The organism is Sphingobium sp. B2 (assembly GCF_007693735.1).
In the GTDB taxonomy this organism is placed as follows: domain Bacteria; phylum Pseudomonadota; class Alphaproteobacteria; order Sphingomonadales; family Sphingomonadaceae; genus Sphingobium; species Sphingobium xenophagum.
This window is the reverse complement of sequence record NZ_VDBZ01000004.1, coordinates 74,380-97,077: the sequence shown is the minus strand read 5'-3', so window position 1 is coordinate 97,077 and position 22,698 is coordinate 74,380. Positions and strand designations below refer to the sequence as shown.

At 59.3% G+C, this 22,698-nt stretch carries 24 protein-coding genes; 18 read left to right on the top strand and 6 right to left on the bottom strand.

Annotated features, from left to right (window positions below; genetic code table 11):
* Positions 1 to 93: 93 nt before the first annotated feature.
* Positions 94 to 642: a hypothetical protein gene (locus FE851_RS21315; RefSeq protein ID WP_019052714.1), complete on the top strand. Its 549-nt coding sequence runs from the start codon at positions 94 to 96 to the stop codon at positions 640 to 642.
* An 11-nt stretch (positions 643 to 653) separates the two neighbouring features.
* Here FE851_RS21315 and FE851_RS21310 read toward each other — a convergent pair whose 3' ends face one another.
* Positions 654 to 842, bottom strand: a complete 189-nt coding sequence (locus FE851_RS21310; RefSeq protein ID WP_145206702.1) for a hypothetical protein — start codon at positions 840 to 842, stop codon at positions 654 to 656.
* A gap of 375 nt (positions 843 to 1,217) precedes the next feature.
* On the opposite strand from FE851_RS21310, the gene FE851_RS21305 reads away from it, so the two are divergent.
* The 4 genes from FE851_RS21305 to FE851_RS21290 all read left to right on the top strand — a co-directional run bounded on the left by FE851_RS21305 (position 1,218) and on the right by FE851_RS21290 (position 7,643).
* The gene (locus FE851_RS21305; protein WP_019052713.1) at positions 1,218 to 1,751 is read left to right on the top strand and encodes an RNA polymerase sigma factor; all 534 of its coding nucleotides are present in this window, start codon (positions 1,218 to 1,220) and stop codon (positions 1,749 to 1,751) included.
* Positions 1,751 to 2,857: a FecR family protein gene (locus tag FE851_RS21300; protein WP_145206700.1), complete on the top strand. Its 1,107-nt coding sequence runs from the start codon at positions 1,751 to 1,753 to the stop codon at positions 2,855 to 2,857. Before FE851_RS21305 ends, FE851_RS21300 begins: the two co-directional genes overlap by 1 nt.
* 73 nt (positions 2,858 to 2,930) lie before the next feature.
* Positions 2,931 to 5,504 (top strand): TonB-dependent receptor, encoded by a 2,574-nt coding sequence (locus FE851_RS21295; RefSeq protein WP_145206699.1) that lies wholly within the window; start codon positions 2,931 to 2,933, stop codon positions 5,502 to 5,504.
* Between the two features lie 6 nt (positions 5,505 to 5,510).
* Complete coding sequence (locus FE851_RS21290) at positions 5,511 to 7,643, top strand: Atxe2 family lasso peptide isopeptidase (RefSeq protein ID WP_145206698.1); 2,133 nt, start codon at positions 5,511 to 5,513, stop codon at positions 7,641 to 7,643.
* A 7-nt stretch (positions 7,644 to 7,650) separates the two neighbouring features.
* Here FE851_RS21290 and FE851_RS21285 read toward each other — a convergent pair whose 3' ends face one another.
* The 5 genes from FE851_RS21285 to FE851_RS21265 all read right to left on the bottom strand — a co-directional run bounded on the left by FE851_RS21285 (position 7,651) and on the right by FE851_RS21265 (position 11,455).
* Positions 7,651 to 9,357 (bottom strand): asparagine synthase-related protein, encoded by a 1,707-nt coding sequence (locus tag FE851_RS21285; protein ID WP_145206697.1) that lies wholly within the window; start codon positions 9,355 to 9,357, stop codon positions 7,651 to 7,653.
* 47 nt (positions 9,358 to 9,404) lie between these two features.
* Positions 9,405 to 10,055 (bottom strand): lasso peptide biosynthesis B2 protein, encoded by a 651-nt coding sequence (locus FE851_RS21280; RefSeq protein ID WP_019052708.1) that lies wholly within the window; start codon positions 10,053 to 10,055, stop codon positions 9,405 to 9,407.
* A 51-nt stretch (positions 10,056 to 10,106) separates the two neighbouring features.
* Positions 10,107 to 10,238: a benenodin family lasso peptide gene (locus tag FE851_RS21275; protein WP_019052707.1), complete on the bottom strand. Its 132-nt coding sequence runs from the start codon at positions 10,236 to 10,238 to the stop codon at positions 10,107 to 10,109.
* Positions 10,239 to 10,415: 177 nt separating this feature from the next.
* Positions 10,416 to 11,030 carry a GntR family transcriptional regulator gene (locus FE851_RS21270; RefSeq protein WP_019052706.1) on the bottom strand — a complete coding sequence of 205 codons (615 nt, stop codon included), beginning with the start codon at positions 11,028 to 11,030 and terminating at the stop codon, positions 10,416 to 10,418.
* A gap of 8 nt (positions 11,031 to 11,038) precedes the next feature.
* The gene (locus FE851_RS21265; protein ID WP_019052705.1) at positions 11,039 to 11,455 is read right to left on the bottom strand and encodes a helix-turn-helix domain-containing protein; all 417 of its coding nucleotides are present in this window, start codon (positions 11,453 to 11,455) and stop codon (positions 11,039 to 11,041) included.
* Positions 11,456 to 12,472: 1,017 nt separating this feature from the next.
* Here FE851_RS21265 and FE851_RS21260 point away from each other — a divergent pair.
* The 13 genes from FE851_RS21260 (at position 12,473) to FE851_RS21200 (ending at position 22,580) form a co-directional block, all read left to right on the top strand.
* Positions 12,473 to 13,195: a DsbC family protein gene (locus FE851_RS21260; protein ID WP_145206696.1), complete on the top strand. Its 723-nt coding sequence runs from the start codon at positions 12,473 to 12,475 to the stop codon at positions 13,193 to 13,195.
* A 196-nt stretch (positions 13,196 to 13,391) separates the two neighbouring features.
* Entirely contained in the window at positions 13,392 to 13,706 is a 315-nt protein-coding gene (locus tag FE851_RS26340) for a hypothetical protein (protein WP_026149605.1), read from the top strand.
* Positions 13,707 to 13,835: 129 nt separating this feature from the next.
* Positions 13,836 to 14,102, top strand: coding sequence for a type IV conjugative transfer system protein TraL (locus FE851_RS21250; RefSeq protein ID WP_019052702.1), 267 nt, complete (start codon positions 13,836 to 13,838; stop codon positions 14,100 to 14,102).
* An 11-nt stretch (positions 14,103 to 14,113) separates the two neighbouring features.
* On the top strand, positions 14,114 to 14,743 hold the full coding sequence (locus FE851_RS21245; RefSeq protein ID WP_409994518.1) for a TraE/TraK family type IV conjugative transfer system protein: 630 nt from the start codon (positions 14,114 to 14,116) through the stop codon (positions 14,741 to 14,743).
* Positions 14,744 to 14,780: 37 nt separating this feature from the next.
* Positions 14,781 to 15,500 (top strand): type-F conjugative transfer system secretin TraK, encoded by a 720-nt coding sequence (locus FE851_RS21240; RefSeq protein ID WP_145206752.1) that lies wholly within the window; start codon positions 14,781 to 14,783, stop codon positions 15,498 to 15,500.
* A complete protein-coding gene (locus FE851_RS21235; RefSeq protein WP_145206695.1) occupies positions 15,497 to 16,825 on the top strand; it encodes a TraB/VirB10 family protein in 1,329 nt (442 codons plus the stop codon). The genes FE851_RS21240 and FE851_RS21235 overlap by 4 nt, the downstream gene beginning before the upstream one ends.
* 26 nt (positions 16,826 to 16,851) lie before the next feature.
* The gene (locus tag FE851_RS21230) at positions 16,852 to 17,457 is read left to right on the top strand and encodes a TraV family lipoprotein (protein ID WP_261371147.1); all 606 of its coding nucleotides are present in this window, start codon (positions 16,852 to 16,854) and stop codon (positions 17,455 to 17,457) included.
* The gene (locus tag FE851_RS21225) at positions 17,454 to 19,976 is read left to right on the top strand and encodes a TraC family protein (protein ID WP_145206693.1); all 2,523 of its coding nucleotides are present in this window, start codon (positions 17,454 to 17,456) and stop codon (positions 19,974 to 19,976) included. The genes FE851_RS21230 and FE851_RS21225 overlap by 4 nt, the downstream gene beginning before the upstream one ends.
* Positions 19,973 to 20,302 (top strand): hypothetical protein, encoded by a 330-nt coding sequence (locus tag FE851_RS21220; protein ID WP_145206692.1) that lies wholly within the window; start codon positions 19,973 to 19,975, stop codon positions 20,300 to 20,302. The genes FE851_RS21225 and FE851_RS21220 overlap by 4 nt, the downstream gene beginning before the upstream one ends.
* The gene (locus FE851_RS21215) at positions 20,299 to 20,676 is read left to right on the top strand and encodes a hypothetical protein (protein ID WP_145206691.1); all 378 of its coding nucleotides are present in this window, start codon (positions 20,299 to 20,301) and stop codon (positions 20,674 to 20,676) included. Before FE851_RS21220 ends, FE851_RS21215 begins: the two co-directional genes overlap by 4 nt.
* On the top strand, positions 20,673 to 20,909 hold the full coding sequence (locus FE851_RS21210; protein WP_186378956.1) for a hypothetical protein: 237 nt from the start codon (positions 20,673 to 20,675) through the stop codon (positions 20,907 to 20,909). Before FE851_RS21215 ends, FE851_RS21210 begins: the two co-directional genes overlap by 4 nt.
* A 58-nt stretch (positions 20,910 to 20,967) precedes the next feature.
* Positions 20,968 to 21,570 (top strand): conjugal transfer protein TraW, encoded by a 603-nt coding sequence (locus tag FE851_RS21205; protein WP_145206689.1) that lies wholly within the window; start codon positions 20,968 to 20,970, stop codon positions 21,568 to 21,570.
* The gene (locus FE851_RS21200; RefSeq protein ID WP_145206688.1) at positions 21,567 to 22,580 is read left to right on the top strand and encodes a TraU family protein; all 1,014 of its coding nucleotides are present in this window, start codon (positions 21,567 to 21,569) and stop codon (positions 22,578 to 22,580) included. The genes FE851_RS21205 and FE851_RS21200 overlap by 4 nt, the downstream gene beginning before the upstream one ends.
* Positions 22,581 to 22,698: the final 118 nt, after the last annotated feature.

The following is a 22,698-nucleotide window of genomic DNA, read 5'->3' as shown; positions in this document are numbered from 1 at the left end:
GGGGTCCCTGGCTACCAACCGGTGCGCTTGCCGGCCTGACGGATCTCGAGAGAGGAAACGAAACAGCCCTTGCAAGGTACGGGTCGCCTCCCGATGATCGCCGTCTCGCAGGGCGTGACTGATATATTCCTGCAGCACGATGGGAGCTGCTGCAGCCTGCCGTCGGGCGGTATCATCTGGTCGTTTCAGTATGTGCAGATTGGCGATCCGACTTTGCAGGCAGTGAAGTGGATTCATCACAGGGATGGCAACCTGCCCTGCGAAGCCAGCTCGCTCATAAGGCACGATGATTTCGGCGACGCCTGCCGTCAGCTCCTTGGGCCTAACGCCAAGGACATGGCCCAAAAAATCAATACGAATGGCTATCCCGTCCACCACCGCCTCAACGATCGCGGTTTCGGGTGTCTGATTGTCGATCCCTGGGATAAGCAGCTTGCCTCCGAGCGCTTGCGCCAACTTTTGCGCGGCTTCACGCCGTCCAAAATAGTCGATATCCTTGGAGGTATATGGGCGGTAGAGATGAAGCTCGTCGGCTGCGGAATAGAATTCCGCCCAGAGGTTCAATGCCTGTCCGCCGATGACGAATGCGCCATCCTCCAGAACAAGATGGGAAGCAATATCGAGAACGGCGGCTGGATCTAAGTGATTGTCGCTCAGGCAGCGCCCCGCCGCGAACGGCGCACAGAGGCGCGCGAAAAATCGATGCCGGAGAAAAAGCCGTTGCGCTGCCCCAATGCCTCGGGCGAGATGACACCAGATCTCAGGTCGTGATCATCCTGCTCGCGGGCGCGCTGCTTCTCGCGCCGACGATCAAGCGAATCGAATTGATCAACTTTCTGCATGTCTAACTCCACCCACATATCTATATGCGATGCGCTTTCCGGTCAATTAACGCCTCAATGGAGGGGACCGGCTGGAACTTCTCCCACAAGCGACGGCAGCCACATATGCCGACTGGACGTTAATCGACCGGGCTTGATCGAACGCCGATACCAAGGCATGATCGCTATGCGAGAGGACTATGGCAGTCGCTCGCAGGATTGTCCTGTAGGTATCTCGAAGCTCGACATGCGGGTCGAGCGCCGACGTTGTTCTGTTACGACAGCGATACGGCTCACCTCACTCAAGATAACGCCTGGCTTGGGCCAGGGGATCTTTGCCGTGCTGTGAGGAACCGTGATTTCATGTCGTCAAATAATTGCAACGCCCCACACGGGATGAGCCAGGATGCTGCTCAGCAAAATGCCGGACCGGATGTCAGTGACATTCGGCATATCTACGAAACTGAGGCGCCGCGGCTGCGACGCTATTTTCAGGCGCGCTTGCGTTCGCGGGATGATGCAGGTGATCTCGTACAGGAATCTTTTCTCCGCCTCATTGGGTGCATGGCCAGAGCCGAGCTTCCCCGACCAGCCGCGTATCTCCAGCGCATCGCGCAAAATCTCCTACTGGATCGCTACAAACGACTCGAGACACGCCTCGCGGCCTTCCACGTGCCGATCGGCGAGGACTTTGAACTGGCGATACCGCCGGACCAGGCCGTCCGCATCGAGGCCGAAGACGTGATGCGGGTCTACCGGCGCGCACTTGAGGAGCTTCCTCAAAAAACGCGAGAAATCTTCCTGGCACATCGTGTCGACGAGTTGACCTACCGGCAGATCGCGCAAAACATGGGAATTTCCATCCCGACTGTGCAATATCATGTTGCCCGCGCCCTCGCCCATATCGACGCAGCCCTGGAACAGGAATAATGGAAGACACCGAGCCGCCGCGTCGCCATGGCCAACTTAGGGAGGAGGCCGCCGATTGGTTCGCGATCATGCGCGACCAGGAAGAAGCGCAGATCAAGCGAAAGGATTTCGAGGCGTGGCTGGCGCGTGGCGCGCTTCACCGTGCCGCCTACAACCGCATCGCCGAAGCCTACAGTATCGGCAAGCGGTTGAAGGAGTTGCCCGAAGATGCGGACGTGACCATGAGCGAGGCGCTTGACATCGACACCCGGCAAAACCGGTCTCGCACGAAAGCAACAAAATATGCCCTGCTACTGGTCGGTTTGCTCGGAGCGACAGCCCTTGTCGCGCATTGGGCGCGGAGTGCCCCCATTCGAGACGAGCCAACGACCCAGTTCGCCACGAAAGACGCTTCACGGTTCTCCGATCAGGCCGTGGCAACGCTTGTTACCGCCACCGGCGACATTAAATCCTTTCATCTTAAGGATGGCTCCGTCGTCACGCTCGATACAAACAGCCTTGTGCTGGTGAATTTTGACGATATCCAAAGAAGCCTCCGACTATTACGTGGTCGCGCGCGCTTTACCGTCGCCCATGAGAGCAGGCCTTTCACGGTTCATGTCGGCCGCGGGAAGGTTGTAGCTCGAGGCACGATATTCGACGTCGACCTTCTGCCGGGCAACCATGTTGTCGTTCGGCTGGTAAGAGGCGCTGTTGACGTCGAGATCGAAACCGCGGCCAAAGTGGCGCTTCTCCAGCGGCCAGTCCAACTCATCCCTGGCGAGCAGGTTGAACTTGAGAATGATACCATCGCCCGGCCCACAAAGATCAGAGAGGTGGACGTTAATGACAGCGACTGGCCCAATGGCTTGAGGAATTTCACGAATGTTCGCCTTGGGGATCTGTTCGCAGAAGTTAACCGCTATGCTTCTATTCCGCTGGTCAGCGAGGCACCCGATATCGAGGATATTCGCGTATCGGGAAGTTTTCGTATTTCTCATAGCGCACGGCTGGCGCGAAATCTCGGAGACATGCTGGGCTTAGTCGTCATGAGCAGCCCCAGTTCCATTCATCTTGCGCGCCACTGCTCGACGCCGTCGAAAGGAAATTGTCGAATGCCATCATAATTGGCGCAACCCGCTCGTCGCTACTCCCAATGGAACCGGCTTTGAACCACGCCGGAAAATATAGGGGACAACGATGAGCAAGGTTAGATGGCAGTCGGTCAGTTCGGTTTTCGCTCTGGCTCTGATGAGTATGGCCACGCCCTCGTTGGCCAAACCGGAGCATAAGCTGAACTGGAACCTCGACCAGCAAAATCTGGACGCCGCATTACGCGCTATCGGCAACATAGCCAGCCAAGACATCATCTTTCCTACAGAGGCGGTCAAGGGACGCCGGGCTCCCGCGCTCAACGGAACTTATACCGCGCTCGAAGCGGTCGGAATCATTCTGAAGGGAACATCTTGGACGGCTGTCGAGCGCGACGGAGCCATTCTGATCCGGGAGCGATTTTCAAAAGTCGCTAAGGAGGTGAGTCAGGACAGCGCCAGTACCGAGATCGTGGTTACAGGATCGCTGATTGCGGGCGTCGCGTCGCCCTCACCAATACAGGTTATCAATCGCGAGAGGATGCTCGACAACGGATATAATAGTCTTGGCGAGGCGATCAGAGCTTTGCCGGTCGCTTCAGGCGCGGGGCAAAATCCGGGAATTGGCCAGAATGTACCAGAAAGCATTGGCAGCAATCTGGGAGGAGGCACATCGATTAACCTGCGTGGTCTGGGTTCCGATGCCACCATCACGCTGCTCAATGGCCACCGACTAGCATTCAACACAGCGGTTCAGTCGATCGACATTTCGGCCATTCCTCTTGCTGCTGTGGAAAGGATGGAAATTGTAACCGATGGAGCATCAGCCATTTATGGCTCCGACGCCATAGCTGGCGTCGCCAATATCATCCTGCGCAAGGACTATAGTGGACTGACAACACGCGCCTATTGGGGCGCTTCCACCGATGGCGGGAACGTACAGCAGAATTATAGCGTGACCGGCGGCACAACCTGGAACACCGGCGGCTTCATCTTGGCCTATGATTTCGGGCACTCAACGCCGATTCTATCAAGTCAACGTGGATATGCAGCAGTTCGCTCGCCCGGTCTGACCCTGTATCCAGGATTCGAGCGCGATAATATATTGTTTAGCGGCCACCAGGACCTCATGCCAGGCGTGACGTTGAGCATCGATGGCTTGTATGGCGAACGCACGACAGATCGGGCATTTGGATCGTCAGCAGCTGGAGACTATCGAATACAGGGATTGCGCCGAGTAACGGACACCAGAACGATTAGCGTGGCACCCAATATCAGCCTGGACGTAGGCAATTCTTGGAAGGTGAATTTTTCGGGCGTCTATGCCAAGGATCGAACTCTCGCAAAGTCCGATGATTACTGGAACAGCGTTCTTACGAGAACTGAACTCTGTTATTGCAACAAAGCATTCAGCGTCGAAGGCATCGCCCAAGGGACGTTGTTGGATGTCGGCGCAGGTGCGATCAAAGCTGCACTGGGCGGTGGATATCGTAAGAACTTCCTCCATTCCTATAATCGCCTGGTCGAAAACGGCCAGAGCATCAGAGCAAGTCAGGATAACCGTTATGGGTTCCTCGAAATCAACGCCCCGATAGTCAGATCAAACGATAGCAGCGCGTTCCTCCAATCGCTCATTCTCAATGGCGCAGTTCGTTACGAGGACTATCCTGGAATAGGAGATGTGGCGACGCCGAAGCTCGGCGCGGTGTTATCGACGGGCTATGGGGTGATGTTCAAGCTCTCGTGGGGCAAGTCGTTCAAGGCGCCCACTCTCTACCAATTGCATAGTGTCCGCGGCGCAAGCGTCTACAATATTGGGGTATTTGGCGGAACTGGGTTTCCGACAGGGACAGTGGGACTGTACAGCGGCGGCGGAAACCCTGATTTGAAACCGGAACGATCCACGAACTGGACCGCATCAGCGATACTTCAACCCGCGATATCACCCAATTCGAAGATTGAGATAACCTATTATTCGATCCGCTATCGGAATCGGATCGTGACCCCAGTCACTTACATCACCCAGGCGCTCAGCAATCCGATTTATGCTGATCTTGTAAGCGTGAACCCGGCCGTTGACGAGATCAATGCGGCGCTCGACGGCGCCTTGTTGTTCAACAATTCCAGCAATCCTTGGAACCCTGCGAAAGTGGGAGCGATCATTTACAGTCAATATGCCAATGCGGCACGTCAGAAAATCGACGGCGTCGACATTAGTGTAAGCCATCATGCCGACGTCGGTAGAATGGGGGACATCTCTTTCTGGGCAAATGCGAGCTATATTGAAAGTCAACAACGCCTGAGCGCTTTGCAGCCCGATACCGAATTGGCCGGCACCTTATTCTTTCCACCGCATCTGCGGGGTAGCGCTGGCTTCACATGGGACCACGGGCCATTCAGGCTAACCCCGATCTTGAACTATATCGGTGGGGTGGAAGATCGACGCGCAACGGTGACATATGACGTCGCTTCGATGACCACATTCGATCTGACTGCCAGGCTGAAAATAGACAGTTCAACGCCGGTTTTTCGCGGCATGGACCTCTCGCTTTCCGCACAAAATATCTTCAACAACAAGCCATCTGTGATTGCGACAACCCAGGTCAGTCAGGCGCCGTACGATTCCGCGAATTACTCACCATGGGGTCGATATATCAGCTTTTCGATCTCGAAGTCGTGGTGAAGGGCCGTGAATTTCTTTGCCCTGCTGGCGACATGCGCCGGCATAATCGTGGCGGCTTCTCATGCAGAGGCAACCGCCACTGAAGCCCCGCTGGTTTGCCGTAATCTTATTGACGATGATGCAAATGGGCATGCGGACAATCGCGGTGTCACAACGACCGATCTGATCGGTCTGCGCGATATCGGGCCGAACTTCGGCACCGATCTGCCCAAAAGCCCGTTGGCGCTATCACCTGATGGCAAGCATGTCGCTTTTGTCCTCAGCCGGGCCGGTCCGGCGCTGAATGACTATTGTCAGGCATTGGTCACCATCGATTCCCAAAGCCAGAGGCCTTTGAAAATCCTGGACATGACCCGCGGCCTCATCAACGACGTGCAGAGCATTCGCGGGTTCCGCACAACCAACGGGACGTCCCTCATCAACAATCCGCTCTGGTCGCCAGACGGCCAGTATCTCGCATATCTGGTACTGGTTTCCAGCATCCCGCAGGCCCGTGTCGTATCGGTCGATAGCGCAAGCGTGGTCTTTACCACGACGTCTGAAACAGCCGTTCGCGAGATCGGATGGACGTCTGCGGGAATGCTATTGTTTGGCAACGAGCCAGAGGCAGCGAAATTAGAGGCTGATATCGATCAGCGAGGCCGCGCTGGCTTTCTTTATGACGACAGCTTCATACCTAATAGGGCAGCCCGTCCCTCCATCCCTGCCCCCATACCGATCCGATTCCAATCTTTGACGGCCAGCGGCGCTGACTTGCGTCTCGCGACGATTGAAGAAATTTCCGAGCGCGCCGAACGATCGGATTATCGCACGTCAAAGGGGCTTCTTCGCTCAGTACCGGGGAGCAGAGGCCTTGCGGTTCAGCTAGTGCGGCGGGATTGGACCAGCCTTTCATCCCCCACAGATCTGTGGATTCAAAATGCTGATGGCCGCCGCGAGCGCTGCAATGATCCTGCTTGTGCAAGCGGGATTCAGAATATGTGGTGGATTGAGGGAGCGAAAAGGCTGCTGTTTCTCCGGCGCGCGGGCTGGGGCAATAGCGAGCTGCAATTCTATAGCTGGGATATGAAATCTGCCCCGAAGGCCATATTGAAGACCGAAGACCTTATCACCGGTTGTCGGTTGGCTTCTGACACGCTCATCTGCCTTCACGAAGCGTCCAATCAGCCGCGGCGGATCGTTCGTATCAACTCCGATAGCGGCGCAAGAACAATCTTGTTCGACCCCAATCCGTCGTTTCGCGGGTTACGGATGGGAGGAGTAAAGCGCCTGCGCTGGAAAAATTCAATTGGCATCGAATGCTTCGGAGATTTGGTCTTGCCGCAGAAGCATTCTAACCGATCGAAAATCCCACTGATTGTGGTCCAGTATCTCACAAGAGGCTTTTTGCGTGGCGGTGTCGGAGACGAGTATCCGATTTTTCCACTCGCTGAACAGGGTTTTGCAGTCCTAAGCCTGCAGAGACCTGCCGACTATTATATGACGGTCAAGGATGGCTCGATCCGAACAGCGCTGGACGCAAGAACCATCAATCAACGCGACTGGAATGACCGACGCAGTGTGCATTCCGCCCTGATGAACGGCATCGCCTTGGTTGAATCTCACGGCGGCATTGATATCGATCATGTAGGTATCACAGGTTTGAGCGACGGAGTTTCGACCGTGCAATTTGCATTGGTCAACGCCCCTGGCCGGTTCGCGGCCGCATCCATTTCGACCGGCTTTCAGGAACCGAAGTCGACGCAGATCTACGGCGGCTCGGCATGGGCAAAGCAGCTTATCGCTATGGGGTATCCATCTTTAAGCGATGATCAAACGCATTTCTGGTCAACCACGTCCATCGAACGCAACGTCGACAAATTCAATCTCCCAATCCTGATGCAGGTTTCGGACAACGAATATTTGATGGCGATGGAGAGCTACGGGATCCTAAAGGCGAATAATCGCCCAACGGAATTGTATATTTTCCCGAATGAAAACCATATCAAGACCGGCCCTGCCCACCGTTTTGCTATCTATGAAAGGAACATAGACTGGTTCAAATTCTGGCTGAAGCATGAGGAGGACCCGTCAGCTAAAAAGAAATCAACCTATGATCGGTGGCGGGCGATGGCGGCTCAAAAAAATTTGGCACCATAGGATATCGTCATGACGCCTTCATCGCGGCTACCCATGCTTCTGCATCAACGAGTTCGAGGATTCGGAAATGCATATGGTTGTGCCTGTCTCCTTCCAGCTTAATTGCGGCGTCCACTGCTGAGCGATCGATGATATTGGCCGCTGCAAGATGTCCGCCCAGAAGCATATCTTTAATTTTGCTCCGATTACGTTCGACCAGTCGTTGCAGGAAGCCATCGGGGCCGCCCTTCGTTCTGCGGTGAAGGATCGAGTCAGGGAGACGGGACTCGAACGCCGCTCTTGCGATCGATCTGTTTTCTCCTCCCATGCAAAAGAACCAGGAGGGAATGCGCAGGCACGTCTCTACGATCGGTTGAGACATGAGGGGGTTTATCATCGGCAGGACCGTTTCTCTTCTGAATCCCTCGAGATGGTTTTGTATCTGGATGAGATAAGCAATGTGCGCTGCCTTGCCCGGCAGCTCACAGATTGGCACCTCAAGCCATGGATGCGAAAATTCCGCGCCTAAGCGGCTCACAAAATCCCGACTCAGCAAATCCGCCTTCGGTTTCCAGCGATAGTGCGGCTTGCGCAGCCACGCGCGGCGGGCAGCTAAGGTCGCGCAGCGTATGATGCTGGTCTCTGCCATCTCAGCGACTTCTGCAGCAGTCACCAATGCCCCTCGGCCAACGCCTTCAGAGAGGAGCCGATCTGCGATTGGAAGGACTGATTGCTGGAAGCAAAACACGTTGTCGCCACCCGACCCGGTGAAAAATGCATCGGCACTTACCGCGCTGGCGACAGCGAGGTAGGCTTGGTCTCCTGACTGAGCAAAGGATCGGGCCAACGGCCGTGGCAAATGCGCTGCATGGCTCATTTCAAGATCGGTATCGTCGGCGCTGAAAAACGCCTCCTCCATAGGGATGTCGAGGAATTTTGCTATTGCGCGAGCATAATAGCGCTCATCGCCAGCAGTTTCATCGGTCACAAGGGTCAGGCCTGTGACCTTCGCCCCCGCCTGAACGGCTGCCGCCGCTACGATCGATGAATCAAGTCCACCTGATAATCCCACGACAAGCGTCGGAAATCGCGAGACCCATGCCCCTATTGTGGAGGTCAGTGTCGCTCGCAGATCCGATATTGCTGCAGCCGGTTCGCTATAATATTCCTGTCTCTTGGCATAACCCCAAGGGTTCCACCGTTGCGCCAGCTCGCTCTTCCCATGCTGAATGGCCAACTGAAAGCCCGCCGGAATTTCATTCAATTCAGCCAAGCATGTCCGACTTGTTCTCAAATTCGAGAAATACAGATGACGACCCAGTTGCTCATCATCGATGGCGGAGCCCAAAAGGCCGACTTGACGAAACAACGCCATATCTGAACCAATTGCCGTCACGCCCTGCGATTTCATATAGTAACATGGCATCCCCCCCGAAGGGTCACGCACCACCGTGGTGGTGTCGTGATCCTCATCGTGAAGGATCGCAACATATGAACCCCAATATTTTTTGGCATGGATGGCTCCTTCCGGGGTGAATATGTCCCGCGCGTCTGCAGGATCGAAGAGATCGACTGGCTTCTTCGCGCCATCGCGGCGATAGAGCCACCCTAGCAGGACCGCCGTCCTTAGCGGCTGGTTAAAATCTGCCACCGGTTGATCGGCAAGCAGCAGGAAATTTGGCCGATTGATAGCCATTTTCAGTCCGGCCAACGCTGCGACTTTCGTAGCGCGCATGCGGACGAGATTGCCGGGTCCGGACAATATGAGATAGCGAGCGCGGTTCACAGGACGAGCACCGGCACATACTCACGCGCCTTGTCGCGGTGGTCGGTGACGCTTATTTGGTCTTTCTGAATCCAGCAATGTGCACCGAACGGCCCCGTGCGGACGCCGATCACGAGATTGAATCCTACGCGGTATCTCGTGAGGGATCGGGCAAGCGCGAATGATCGCACCAAGCAACGCTTTTCGGCAGAAAGAATCAGGTCAATGAGCCGGTAGGCTCCGACCAGACGGCCAATATCATCGGGACATTCAAGACCACGCGTTTGCTGTATCCGGTGTTCCAGCTTTGCTACCGCGCCCGCCAGCCCGCCCCAGCGTATCACGGCGAAAGCCCATAGCTGGTCGATGATGGCAACCATGACATGCCTCAAGGTCGGCGGCCTCGCCTGGTCAAAATAAGAACCAGTGATTTCAGGCATATTCCCCGTTGGTCCAACAGGCGAAGCGCATTCTGCAGCGGAAATGAGGCCGGATCCGAGCAATATCTCGGCGTCGCCAGGCATTGCCATCTGACCTTGTTCCAGCCGCATAAGTGCGGATGCACCACTGGATGACATCTTGAAATATCGGTTATGATCGAGATCCAGAAATACCGGAGCAGATCCAACCCATACATAGGAGACACCCGATCGCAGCTTATAGGCCATGAGCAATTCTCTAGCTGTATGGCGCGCAAGCATGGCCTGCGCGCCACCGTTTCAGTCGTCGGAAAGCCCGGACTGCAGCCGCTGCTGAGCCTGGTCGATGTCGACGCCGTTGTTGCCCTTCGTCTGCTCGGTCACCGATCCCAGGTCGACCAGGTCGGCTTCCAGATGGTTGTCGCGTTCCATACTTACCTCCTTCTTTGGACTGCTGCACTCCTTGCAGCCCAATCATGGTAAGTCAGGCCCCAATTGATCAGCCATCTTATAAGGTCTCGTATGTGCAACCAGTCGGTACTATAATGCTATCCAACCAAAATGTGGCTGACATGAATTGAGACAACGTCTTCATATTGCACCACATGGTTATGAAGTGATGCTTTCACAAATTCTTTCGACACGACGAATTCGGCGCCTGTGATAGGCCCAAAGGACCTCAAAACGGTCTGAACCTTGACCGGAAGTGGTCGCGATCTCGACCGACCGCAATTCCGAGGTCAAGTTGCGCAACACGCGAAACTCCCCCAGGCGAGCCATATGGAGTCGTTCGGTAGCAGACTTCAGGGCCCTTGCCTGTTCACTATCGTGACATGCCCATGCGACTGACAGAAACAAATCAGTCGCCGCCTTCGCCAATGCCTGGCCATTCATCTCGGCTTGAGGATGCGACCTTGCAGTCCCAAATTCAGACAAGCGGTTTCCCTTGAGTACAAGGCGTAGGAGATGGCTATGCCAGCGGTAAAGATCTCGGAGGCTGTCCGGCGTCAGATCAGGCAAGCGATAACCACCGCCGAAGGCAATTTCGAGCATATGCTCGCCGACCAAGCGCTGGGCTCCGTCTCTGAACGGCGACACGGATACGCCATACTCGGCAGCTAGCGCCCTTTCGATGAGCATGCTGCCCGGCGGGAAGCGGCCCGCCATAATATCAGCCTTGAGCAGGATATAGGCTCTTTCAGCTACCACCGGTTCCGGAGACATGCCGGTCTCTATCGGTACTGGTCGGGTTGCGTGACAGATCCAGCACGCGAGGCAAGGCGCCCGACCGCTACGGCCTGATATCGGTTCACGACCTCAAGGATATCTCTCTCAAGCTCCCACAGATCATCTTGAAGCAAAAGTTCACGCGGCAATTTCATATTGTGCTCCATCGCAAGCAAAGGAATGAACAACTGAGTCGTGGTCATCCGCAGCGAATGCGCGCAGCGAATATGATCCTCAAGCGCAGGTGCCCCAGCGCCACCCTCAAGTTCGCGAATCCAGCGTTCGCTGCAGCCGACGGTCTTTGCCAGGCTGTGTTGAGAAATCCGGTCTCTGCGGCGACGCCGCTCGATAAGCTTCCCGGAAAGCTCCTTGATCAACGATAATATTCCGCCATCGATTGTTTGTGGACTTTGAGGCGTCATCTGCAGGTCCCCCTGGCAGCGGCTCAAAAGTACAAATCACATCGCCTGTGCTTGGCAACTTGTTGTAAATAAAACTGCGCGTCAACTACAAGAAAGTCGCTTTTGCGAGACCAAAATTCCGCTGCGAGCAAAAATAGTATCGCGCAGGCTACTATCGTTCAGAACGATGGGAAGGCCGTCCTGTCTTGCGGGACATATCCCGGAATGACCGTACGACCTGCGCATCCTCCGTGCCCTGCATGTGCACAAGAGCTGAAAGGAAGAGTTTCCAGACCTGGGGCGAAGGATGAATGGCTGCGGAGTGAACTGCTGTGCTGATGATATCTTCAATAAGCCGCGAAAGCGTCGAGGACGTTCCGACATGTCGAACTTTGCGCCCCACAAGTCGATCCAGCTGAGGATCGAGCAGTTCGGCTATTAGATCGGTCGCCTCGCATCGATGAAGAAGATCGACCGCCACGAACAGGGTTGTTCCATAGGGTAGAAAATCGCCAATCAGGTGACACAAGCGACAGTGGCACTGGAGAAATAGGTGAATGCCCTCAGCGGAGAGCTGAAGCTTGTACGCCCTGGATTGCTGACTCCCCATATTCGCTCTCCCGCCACAAACAGCGATTCTCTCGCGATCAATCCAAATGCCGGTCCAACGTGGCTCCGCAACGTCGATGCTTTCGCCGAAGGAACATAAGGTGAAACCGGAAATATACTTCCGGTTATCGGAAATGGATTTCCGATAACCGGAACTGAACTACCTTAAACCGGAACTGAAATTCCCTGTCTCTTGCGAGAAGCAAGCTTTTCCCGCCACTCAAGCCCCTGTCGAGACGGCAGCCAGGGTGAGAATTTCCGAGCGATCGGCAGCCCGCATCCGTTCCGATCCCCCTCTTGGGAGATTTTGCGGTTATGACCAGAACATGTTCCAGTCGCGCGGCAATGCTCGTCGCTCTCCTTGCAGCTGTTATGCCTCTTCATGGCGCAGGAGCGCAAGCCGCTCCATCGGAGAGAAACGAACCTGTCTTGATCCCGCGCGAAGCAGCTTCGCTTCGCAACGCGGCCAATGAAGCCCAGGTCAAGTTGCAACAGACCTTCACCAATCTGCGCTTCGAAGAATTTGGTCCCGCGCCCGTCGAGGGCCCCATCTATCAGGCGACCGCTGGCGGCCGGATCATCTATTATGCGCCGCAAAGTGAGCATCTTTTGTTCGCCACGGTCTACGACCGCAACGGCGTCAACCTGACCGCGCTGGCGCAGGAACAGGGTGCCACGCGCCGCCTCAAGGCGATCGACCCTGCCAAGGCCTTGGCGATCGGCCCTGCAGATGCGCCCACGGTCATAGAATTCACCGACCCCGACTGTCCCTACTGCCAGGCGCTCGACCGCTTCTGGAGCGCCAAGGCTGCCGAAGGCAAGCCGGTGAGGCGTCTCATCTTCTTCGTGAGCGGCATCCACCCGACCGCGGCCGCCAAGGCCGAGCATATCCTATGCTCGCCCGATCGCGAGGCTGCCTTCCGGGCGGCCTATTCCGGCCAGACACCGCCCGTCCTGCGCCAGTGCGCGGAGGGCCGTGCCAAGGTTGCGGAGGACGCTGAACTGGTCGCCAAGGTGGGCGTTTCGGGAACGCCAACGCTGATCGCCGATGGCAAGCTCATCTCGGGCTTTCAGCAGGCTGAACTTGAAGCGTTCCTCGATCGGCACGCAAAGCCTGCGCTTGCAAAGGCAGTGTCAGATGTGCGGCGCTGAACGGGCGCGCGCCATCGCGGCTGCGCACACTCTCTTTGCAGACGGCATCCGGCCCGGCCCCAACTGGCCAGCGCGGATGAACCAGGATGCCGGCGGCGGCGGGCTCATGGAGCCGTCCACCGACGCCCCGGCCGACACCGATCTTCCTTCGATGCCGGCAGGCTTTGGTTGGACGGCTCCTTTTTGGAGCAATGCTATGATGCACAAATTTGGCAACAAGGTCCTGGCGGTGGCCAATGTCGGCCTCCCTTTAGGCGCGATGGCCCTGGTCGGTGGCCCGGTCCATGCCTTCTCGGCGCCCGCCCAGGGCGATCTTGGTTACGACATATACGATATCGTCGTGAACCAGGGCGTGAAAGGTCCGATGGGATTTGTGGGCGGCGTCGCTGCCTTCCTGTTCGGCGTGTCGCGCCTTTTCTCGAATATCATGATCGGCATCCCGACCATCGTCGCGGCCGTCTGCCTCATCAAGGCGGACTCCATTCTCCAGACTTTCGGGATGGTCATCTGAGACGCGAAGGTGGGGCAGGCACCTGGCTGACCAGGCGCTTCCCCCACCGGCAACAGGCTGGGAACCGATGGTCGGTTCCTGGAGGATGATACCTTTGAAGGTATCATGAAGCCAAGAGGAGAAGGGCAGATGGACGAACGCCTTCCGCAATATCTGCATCGGCCCGTCCAGATCCTGTGGTTTGGATCTGACGAGTTTCTGCTCGCGACCTCGAGCATTTTCGTGGCCGCGATCGTGGGCGGACTTGTCGGCTGGGCGCTCATCGCTGCCCTTCTCCTTTTCGTCCCGTGGAAGCGGACCAAGCCCAGGGGCTATCTTCCCCATCTCGCCTGGCGCTGGGGTCTTGTTTCCTTTCCTTATTATCCGGGTCCTACCCAGACCCGCTTCTTCGAGTGAGCGCCATGGGCATGTTCGGGCAAAATAAGACAAAGGAGGATCCGCTGCTGGGCAAACCTGCCAGCTACGGCATCCATCGCTATCTGCAGGGCTCGGCCAACCTGTTCGAGGAAAACCGCCTGCTCAAGGTTGCCATTGCGGGCATGTTCGGCGTCACCGCCGTGCTGGGCGTGGTCATCTACACGACCAACCAGAATGCCCGGACGGTGATCGTCCCCTTTGGCGCCACGGGTGATCTTCATGTCTCGGGCAATACACCGTCCGAAGCCTACATCGTCGCCATGACGCGCAACATCGTCGCGCTGTCGGGTACCTGGTCGGCTTACTCAGCCGACCGGCAGTTCCAGGAGCTGCTGGGGCTCGTCCACCCCTCCGCCTATGGCGCGATGCGCGACAGCCTCAATACCATGCTCGATGAACTGGCGAACAACCCGACGCTGTCGATCGCCACCTATATCCGGGGCGATCAGCCGGTCCGCTGGACCGCCCATGAGATCGTGGTCCCGGTCGAGAAGGTCCGTGTCATCGGCGGCGTAATCCGCAAATTCCGGGGCATTTTACGCATCGGCTACGGCATTGAAAATGGCCGTTTCTGGCTGACGCGCCTTTCCGAGGAGCAATTCGATGTCGAAACACGCTAATCAGCGCATAGGAGCGTGCGCCGCCCTGTCCGGGCTCATGCTGCTGGCGATCCCGGCCTCAGGCCAGACGCTCCATGCGCTGCCCGATCAGACCAGTCGGATCCGTCTCTCCAACCGCGACATCAACCATGTCGTGTGCGAGGGCGGCGAGATCGAGGATATCAAATTCTCGGCCGAGAAAGGTCTTGCCGTCGAGAAAGGCGGATCGGACGCCTGGATCAAGTTCCTCGCCCGCGAGATCGACGATGCGGGACAGATCACGCGCAGCTATGTGACGCAGCCTTCCGAGTTCTTTGTGCACTGCAACGGCGCGACCTACCCGCTCTATGCTGAACCGGCGGAGATTCCCGCGCAGACGGTCGTGCTTGTTCCCGGCGCGCGGCAGCGTGCCCAGGCCAATAGCGCGTTGATGGCTGCGCTGGCCGATGAAGATCGCGCCGTCTCCATCACTATGGCCCTGCTCGACGATCGCATCCCTGCCTCGTTCAGCGAGGTCGCGCCGTCGGGCGACGCGGTCGGCATTCCAGCGCTGCCAGGCGTGGCGATAACCGAACAACGCCGTATCGCAGTCGAGGGCGCCGGTCTCTCGGCCTCGCAATATCATGTGCGAACCACGGCGGCGGTGATGCTGGACGAACGCCAGCTCGTCGATCCGGCCCTTGGGGCAGGCATTTTTTCAGTCACGCTGGACCGGGTCCGCCTTGATGCGGGCGAAACGGCCCGACTTGTCGTAGTGCGCCGGGGAGCCGGACAATGAGCGGCGACAAGAACAAAGACGCAGCGGAGACGCCGGAAGGCCTGTCGCCCTATCAGGCCCATCTCGCCGCCCAGAGCGGCGGGCCAAAGGATGACGCCGCGCGCCGTCCGTCTCCGGCCTTGCTCGACCTTAGGGCGCAGTGGGCCAAAATGTCAGCGCGGCAGAAACTGCGCGCGCGCCAGCTCGCCGTTGGCGTTGCCGTCGGCGCGCTCGGGATCGGACTCTACGCGGCATCGGGCAGCAAAGAAGACGTCAAGCCCAACGATCCCGCCGCATCGCTCAACATGGGCGCGGGGCTGCGCGGCGACAGTCTCGAGGTCAAACTGCGCGGGGATTTGAAGAAGGTTCTCGACGGCCAGCAGTTGCTGGGCGACCGTGTCAGCGCGATCGAGGAAGGCAAAGTGCTGCCGGGCAGCACGACGGCTACCGGCGGTCAGACCATCGATGGCGACCTGCCCCCAGCTTTGCCGGACAGCGTTCCAGCCCTGCCCTACCCGCCCGAAACCGGCAACATCAGCGCGGATGCCGACAGGCTGCCTGCGCCGCCCACCGGGCCGGTTGCGCCGCCTGCCCCGCCTGCGCCTCCGGTCGAAAAGACGGTCGGCGCAATCGGCTCGGCGACCGGTCAGGTCGTGGCCCAGGGCGCGACCGACAATGCCGCATCGTCGAAAAAAAAGAATCGGACGATCTATTTGCCGCCTGGTTTCATGAAGGCGCGGCTCCTGACCGGGATCGACGCCCTGGCGAGCCGGGACGCGACCAGTAATCCTGAACCGATCATCGCCCGGGTGCAGGCGCCTGCCGTCCTGCCCAATGAGGTGAAGGCCAATCTAGCGGGCTGCTTCGTGGTCGGCAACGCCACCGGGAGTCTTGCCAAGGAGCGGGTCGAGGTCCAGCTCGTATCGCTCTCCTGTGTGGATTTCGACGAACATTCGATCGTCGATCAGCCGATCAAGGGCTTCTTCGTCGATACCGACGGCAAGAAGGGTCTGTCTGGCAAGGTGGTGACGCGGGCCGGGGCGACGCTGGCGCGCGCCTTCATTGCCGGGACCATCAGCGGTATCTCGCAATCGGTCGAAAGCACGTTCGGCAACACCTCGACCTCGGCGCTGGGAACGGTGCGCACGCTCGATGCGGGCGACGCCGCCAGGACCGGCATTGCCGGCGGGCTCTCCAAATCCTCGGACAAGCTCACCGACTTCTATCTCGATCTCGCCCGCCAGGCTGGTCCCATCGTCGAGGTGGGTGCCGCCAAGGATGTGGTCGTCGTGATCCAGGAGGGCGCCACCCTCGAAATCAAACCCGGCGCGGGAGTCAAATTCTGATGTCCGCGCCCATGGGAGACAAAGCCATGAAGATGCTCCGACCCTGCCTCCTCCTGCTGCCCCTTCTCGCGCTGCCCGGCTGCGCGACTATCGGATCGGTGATGTCGCCCTATAGCGAGAAATTCTCGTGCAAGAATAGCGACCATGGCCAGTGCATCCATCCGGGCCAGGCCTATGCCGATGCGGTCGCAGGCCGTGCCTCAAGATCCGATCCTGCAGTGACCTATGATCGCAAGCTGCTCGCTCCGGACAAGAAGCGAGCCCGCGGCAGAGATTTGGGCCCCGCCAGGGCTATGGCGACACCCCCGGCTATGGCGCAACCTGGCCAGGGCAATGTCGGCGCGCTGATCGAGGCTCCCGGATCGCCGATGCTGCGCCCTTCGCGCACGATCCGGACATTGATCCTGCCCTATGCCGACAAGCAGCGCCCCGACCGGCTCTATATGGCGCGCTATGTCTATTCGATCATCGACCGGCCCGCCTGGGTCGTAGGCGACTATCTGGTGGAACCGGGCGGGCGAACGCCTGCGCCACCGGTGCTGCGCACGATGCGCGAGCCCGAACCGGGCAGCACAGACGTGCCGACGCAAGAGGCCATGCCGCTTACCATCCATCCGGAGAAACGGCCATGAGCGCGCGGCCCGGCCACAAGGGTCTGAGCTATCAGCGCCTGCGCGCCGCCGTGACCCGCGACGCCTATTCGGATTTCCTGCCGATGGTCGCCTGGGTCGAAGAGGAGGAAGCTTTCCTCTGCATCGACGATGGCTGGGGCCAGGCCTGGGAGCTTGTGCCGTCCGCCTATATGTTCGCCCATGTGCAACAGGCGTTGCTCGGGCTGCTCAACATTCATTTCCCCGAAGGCACGGTCCTCCAGCTTATCACCTTCGCCGATCCGCTGATCGACCCGGCGCTTGACGCCTATCTCGATATGAAGGTCCGGCCAGACCCGCTGGTCCAGGCTTCGGCCCGGCGTACGGCCGACTATCTGCGCGGTGGTACAAGGGGCCTGGATGCACTCCATGCCATCCCGGTACGCGACTTCCGGTTGTTCCTCGCAATCAAGACGCGGGTGAAGCTCGGCGCGGACCTGCGCCGCCAGGTGGAAGAGCAACTGGCGAAGATGGGCATTCGGCGTTTGCCGCCCGACGAACTCATCAGCGTCTATCGCCGGATCTTCAACGGCGTCTTTGCGCCCGCACCTGGTGTTTTCCTCAGCGAGAGCATGGGCGGCATGCCCGCCCCGTCGATCGCGCGGCAGATTATCGAGGCCGGACCTGACCTCTGCTTCGAAGGCCCCGAGGTGTTCCTGGGCAACCAGGTGGCGCGCTGCCTCACGCCCAAAGCGCCGGCGCGCCGGATCACCGCCGAGCGCGCCAACCGCCTCATGGGCGGGATGCGCGGCTCTGCGGAGGACAGCGACCAGATTGGTGGGCCATTCCTCTATTGCCTCTCGGTCCTGTTCGATCATTCGCAGTTCGAAATCCACAAGAGGGCGCAGATCCTCTCGGCGCAGAAGGCCGCGGGCAGTTTCGCGGTCGAGGTCGGCAAGCAGATCGAGGAGATCGGCTGGATCTTGGATGAAGCGTCCAACAGCCGGTTCGTGTCGGTGATCCCTACCATGTGGGTATTCGGCCGCGACAGCGCCCAGGCCCGCGAGATGGCGGCGCGCGCCAAGCGACTGTGGGAATCAGAACCCCTGCCCTTCATGGTGCAGGAAGAAAGCTATCTGCTTCCCGTGCTGCTCGCTGCCAGCCTGCCCTTCGGGCTTTATCCCGAAAAGCAGACAATCAAACTGTTGGAACGCGATTTTCGCATGGCCGTGAAGGCCGCCAGCCTCATGGCGCCGGTCCAGACCGATTTTCGCGGCGGCGGCCGCCCGGCTCTCCTCTACGTAGGCCGCAAGGGCCAGCTCATCACGCTCGATCTCTTCGACCCGCGGATCAACAATTATAATTTCATTGTCTCGGCCGAAAGCGGCGCAGGCAAAAGCTTCCTGCTCAATAATTTGTGCCAGCAATATTATGCGCAGGGCGCTCTCATCCGCATCATTGATATCGGCGGCAGCTACCGCAAGCTCTGCACGCTCTGCTCTGGCCGTTATATCGACATCGGCGAGGAGCGCCTGGTGCTCAACCCTTTCGACATGGGGCTGGCGCTCGATGGCGAGGACAAGCAGTCGGCCATTGCCATGGCGGTCGCGATCGTCGCGGAAATGGCGAACGCCTCGACCCGCAAGCCCGTCACCACATCGGAATGGAACCTGCTCAAGTCCGCCGTCCAATGGACCGTTGATAGCGGGCGCGGCGACGACGGCATCGACGCGGTGCGCCATTGGCTCGGCCGCTATCCCGACAATGCCGCCTCCGACCTCGACCGGGTCGACCATCTGGTGCCGGTCGCGCGCGAACTGGCGTTCAATCTGCGCGATTTCGGGTCGCAGGGCGCCTATGGCCATTTCTTCAATGGTCGTTCGACACTCGACATCTCGCGCGACGAATTCGTGGTGCTGGAGCTCGAACGCCTGAAGGCGCTGCCTGACCTCTTCAACGTGATCGTGATGGTAGTGGTGAACGCGGTCACGCAGGAACTCTATCTTTCGGCCCGCGACAAACCCCGCTTCGTCCTGTGCGACGAGGCCGCGCAGTTCATGACCCGCAGCGACGGGCAGGACCTCTCCCGTCTCGCCGAGGCATTCGGCCAGGGCTATCGCCGCGCGCGCAAATATCAGGGTAGCTTTGGCATCGTGCTCCAGAGCATGAACGACCTCATGCTCTTTGGCGGCACCGGACAGGTGATCCTGGAAAATGCCGCGACCAAATTCCTGCTCCAGGGTTCCACCTATGACAAGGCGGTAGATAACAAGATCCTCGACTATTCGGGATTCGTCCTCGATCTTCTGAAATCGGTCCGGAACGCCAAGCCCAACTATTCCGAAGTGTTCATCGACAGTCCATTGAGCCTCGGCATCGCGCGACTGGTGGTCGATCCCTTCAGCTACTGGATCAATACTTCTGCGCCCAACGAGGTTGCCGCCTTCGAGGCGCTTGTGCGGGCCGGTCGCAATCCGCTGGAAGCGGTGTGCGAACTGGCCGGTGTCGATCCGGCCCAAATACTGAGCGGAAATACTCGGCAGGGCGGGAGGGCAGCATGACGCACAAGCCTGTAACCCATCCCGATCAGCTGGCGCTCGACTGGGAAAACGACCCGGCGATAGAAGCGATGATCGAAGCGCGTGTCGCCCGTCGCGCCGAGGCCGCCGCTTTCCATTGGCGACTGCGGCTGGTGGCCATCGAAACCTGCATGATGGGCAGTCTCGTCATCATAGCCGGGATCGCGCTCCATCAGCCGCCGCTCCACGCCATACGGGCGGGCATCCTCGTGGCTGCCGCCTGCTGTGCAAGCGGCATGCTGCTGATCGGCCTGTCGGGCGCATGCGGGATGGTCTTCTCGCGCTTTCGGCAATGGAGGGCGCGATGAAGGCCGATCACGCCAATGGCTTCGATCTTGGCCTGGACGTCGGAGACGATGTCCATGGGCTTCTCGCCTATGCGCGCAGCGTGAGCAACCCGGCGCTTGGTATCGACGCGGTTGCGCAGGCGATCGTCACGGTCATCCAGGCGGAACGCCGTTTTGCGCGGATGAGCTACGCCCTGTTGGTGACGGGCGGCATCGCCAATGCCGCGTTTTGCGCATATGCCGCAGCTTGGCTCTTCCAGGCGCCGCTTGCCGAAGGCATGTTCATCGGCATCTGCGCCGGAATGGGCGCGGGCTCTACGGGTCTGATCCTCATTCCCTGGGATGCAATCGCCGAGCGCTTTCATGCCGTCACCCAGCGGTGGAGGCGGTTATGAACGGCATCTTCTCCGCCACGCCCGCGCCAGGACCCATCCGTCTGCTGATCGGCAGCCAGGGCCTTGTGCTCGTGCAATCCTGTATCGCCTGGCAATTGCCGACCGTGCCAGCGGTCCTCCGCATTCTCGGCGCGGTTATTGGGGTCATTGCGATAGCGGCGCTGATCAGCGCCGCTATCGGCGAGGGGCGCGAGAACCCTTCGCCACATTGGAGACGGCGTCGTGATCGCTAGACCCATGGGCCCAGGGCGCCCTCGTCATGCCCTATGGGCAATAGCGCCATTGGCGCTGATGCCAGGACTGCTGACGCACGCCCCCGTCACGGCCGCGACCAGCATTATCGGCCGCACCTGGCCGATCGCCGAGCCCGATGCGCTGAGCGAGATCGAAAGCCGCGCCGCGCATGTTCCCGACATGAAAGCCGCCTTTGGCCCGCGCGAGCGCTGGTCGGCGATGCAACCTGCCGCGCTCGGCATCGCCCGTGCCGATCGCCGCCGAACGGTCGTGCCTTTCTATACCCTCGATCAGGATATCCGCCTGCCGGGCGGAAAGCTGCTTTACGCCAAAGGCTATAGCTTCAATCCGCTTGCCTATGTGTCACTGCCCCAACGGCTGATCGTCGTACACCCCAGCGATCTGGCCTGGGCGCTGCGCACCGCAAGGCCCGCCGATTTCATCCTCCTTGCCGCCGGTGGTCATTCCCAGGCCGCAGATACGCACGCCGATGCCATCACATTGGGCGAGCGACACGGCCGGGCGCTGTTTCTGCTCGAAGAGCGCGTGAAGACAAGGCTTGGCCTGACGGTCGCCCCGGTCATCGTCGCGCAGGCGGGGCAAAAGCTGGTGCTGGCCGAGGTCGTCATGCCCCCAAGCCTGCGGAGGGCTGCGCGATGAATATGCTCTCTGTCCGAAGCGTTTTGACACTCGGCGCGGCCCTCGCGGCACTGGCGATCGCGTCCCCCGCCCATGCCTCCAAATGCGAGGCGGGCACGATATTCAACCCGATCACCAAGGTGCGCTGGAACTGCATCTTCCCGATCACCATCGGCGGGGTAAAGGTGGGTCCGAGCGATCCGCTCGGCAAGGCGCTCGATGCGCAATCGGCCTCCAAGCCTTTATGCGCCTGTCGCAAGGGCGTGACCTTCTGGTTCGGCGTGAAGGTCAGCTTCTGGTCGCCCAATCGCATGGTCGATGTTGTGACCGAGCCCGGCTGCATGATGGCGCTGGGCGCTGACATCATGCCGACCGGTGGCAGGCTGCAAGGCAGCCAGACCAGCATCGCCGACGGCACCAACACGCGCAAGATGTTCGCGCAGATGCACTATTATATCGCGCCGGTCTGGAAGATGCTCGACATGTTCACCGACCTGCCCTGCATCGAGGATGACGGCTTCGACGTGGCGCTGATCACGGAGGTCCTGCCGACCTGGCAGTCGGCGACTTTGGGCGCGATCATCCAGCCCGAGGCGATCCTGTTCGGCAATCCGGCCGCTGGCCTCGCCTGCATGGCCGACAGCGCTGCGGCCGCAGCGGGCAAGGTCGTCGATCCGCTGTTCTGGTGCATGGGATCCTGGGGCGCGACCTATCCGGTGGCCGGCGACATCCATTTTGGCGACAGCGTCGAGGCCTGGGCGGGGCTCGCCGCGCGCGGCATCTTCATGATGGGGCGGCTTGGCGCCCTTACCGTCAGTTCAGCGGATGGCTGCTCGTTCATCCCGCAGCCGGTTTGGACCAAGAGCCGCTACAAGTTCCAGCTGATGGAACCGGTCAAGGGCGGCCAGTGCGTCAATGTCGGGCGGCCAGGCGCGCTGTGGACCAGCGCCAAACATGCGCCGGGCAAGGACAATGCGCAATTCATGCTGTTTGAAAAGACGATCTGCTGCGCCGGGGTTTCGACGCCATGAACAGGTCGCCTTTCCCGATCCGCATGTCCTCGCCTGGCATCAGCCGATGGTCTGCCCGTCATTCCACCGAGCCAGGCGTTCCCCATGCGGTCAGGCCGGTGTCGCATCCCCCCTGCGG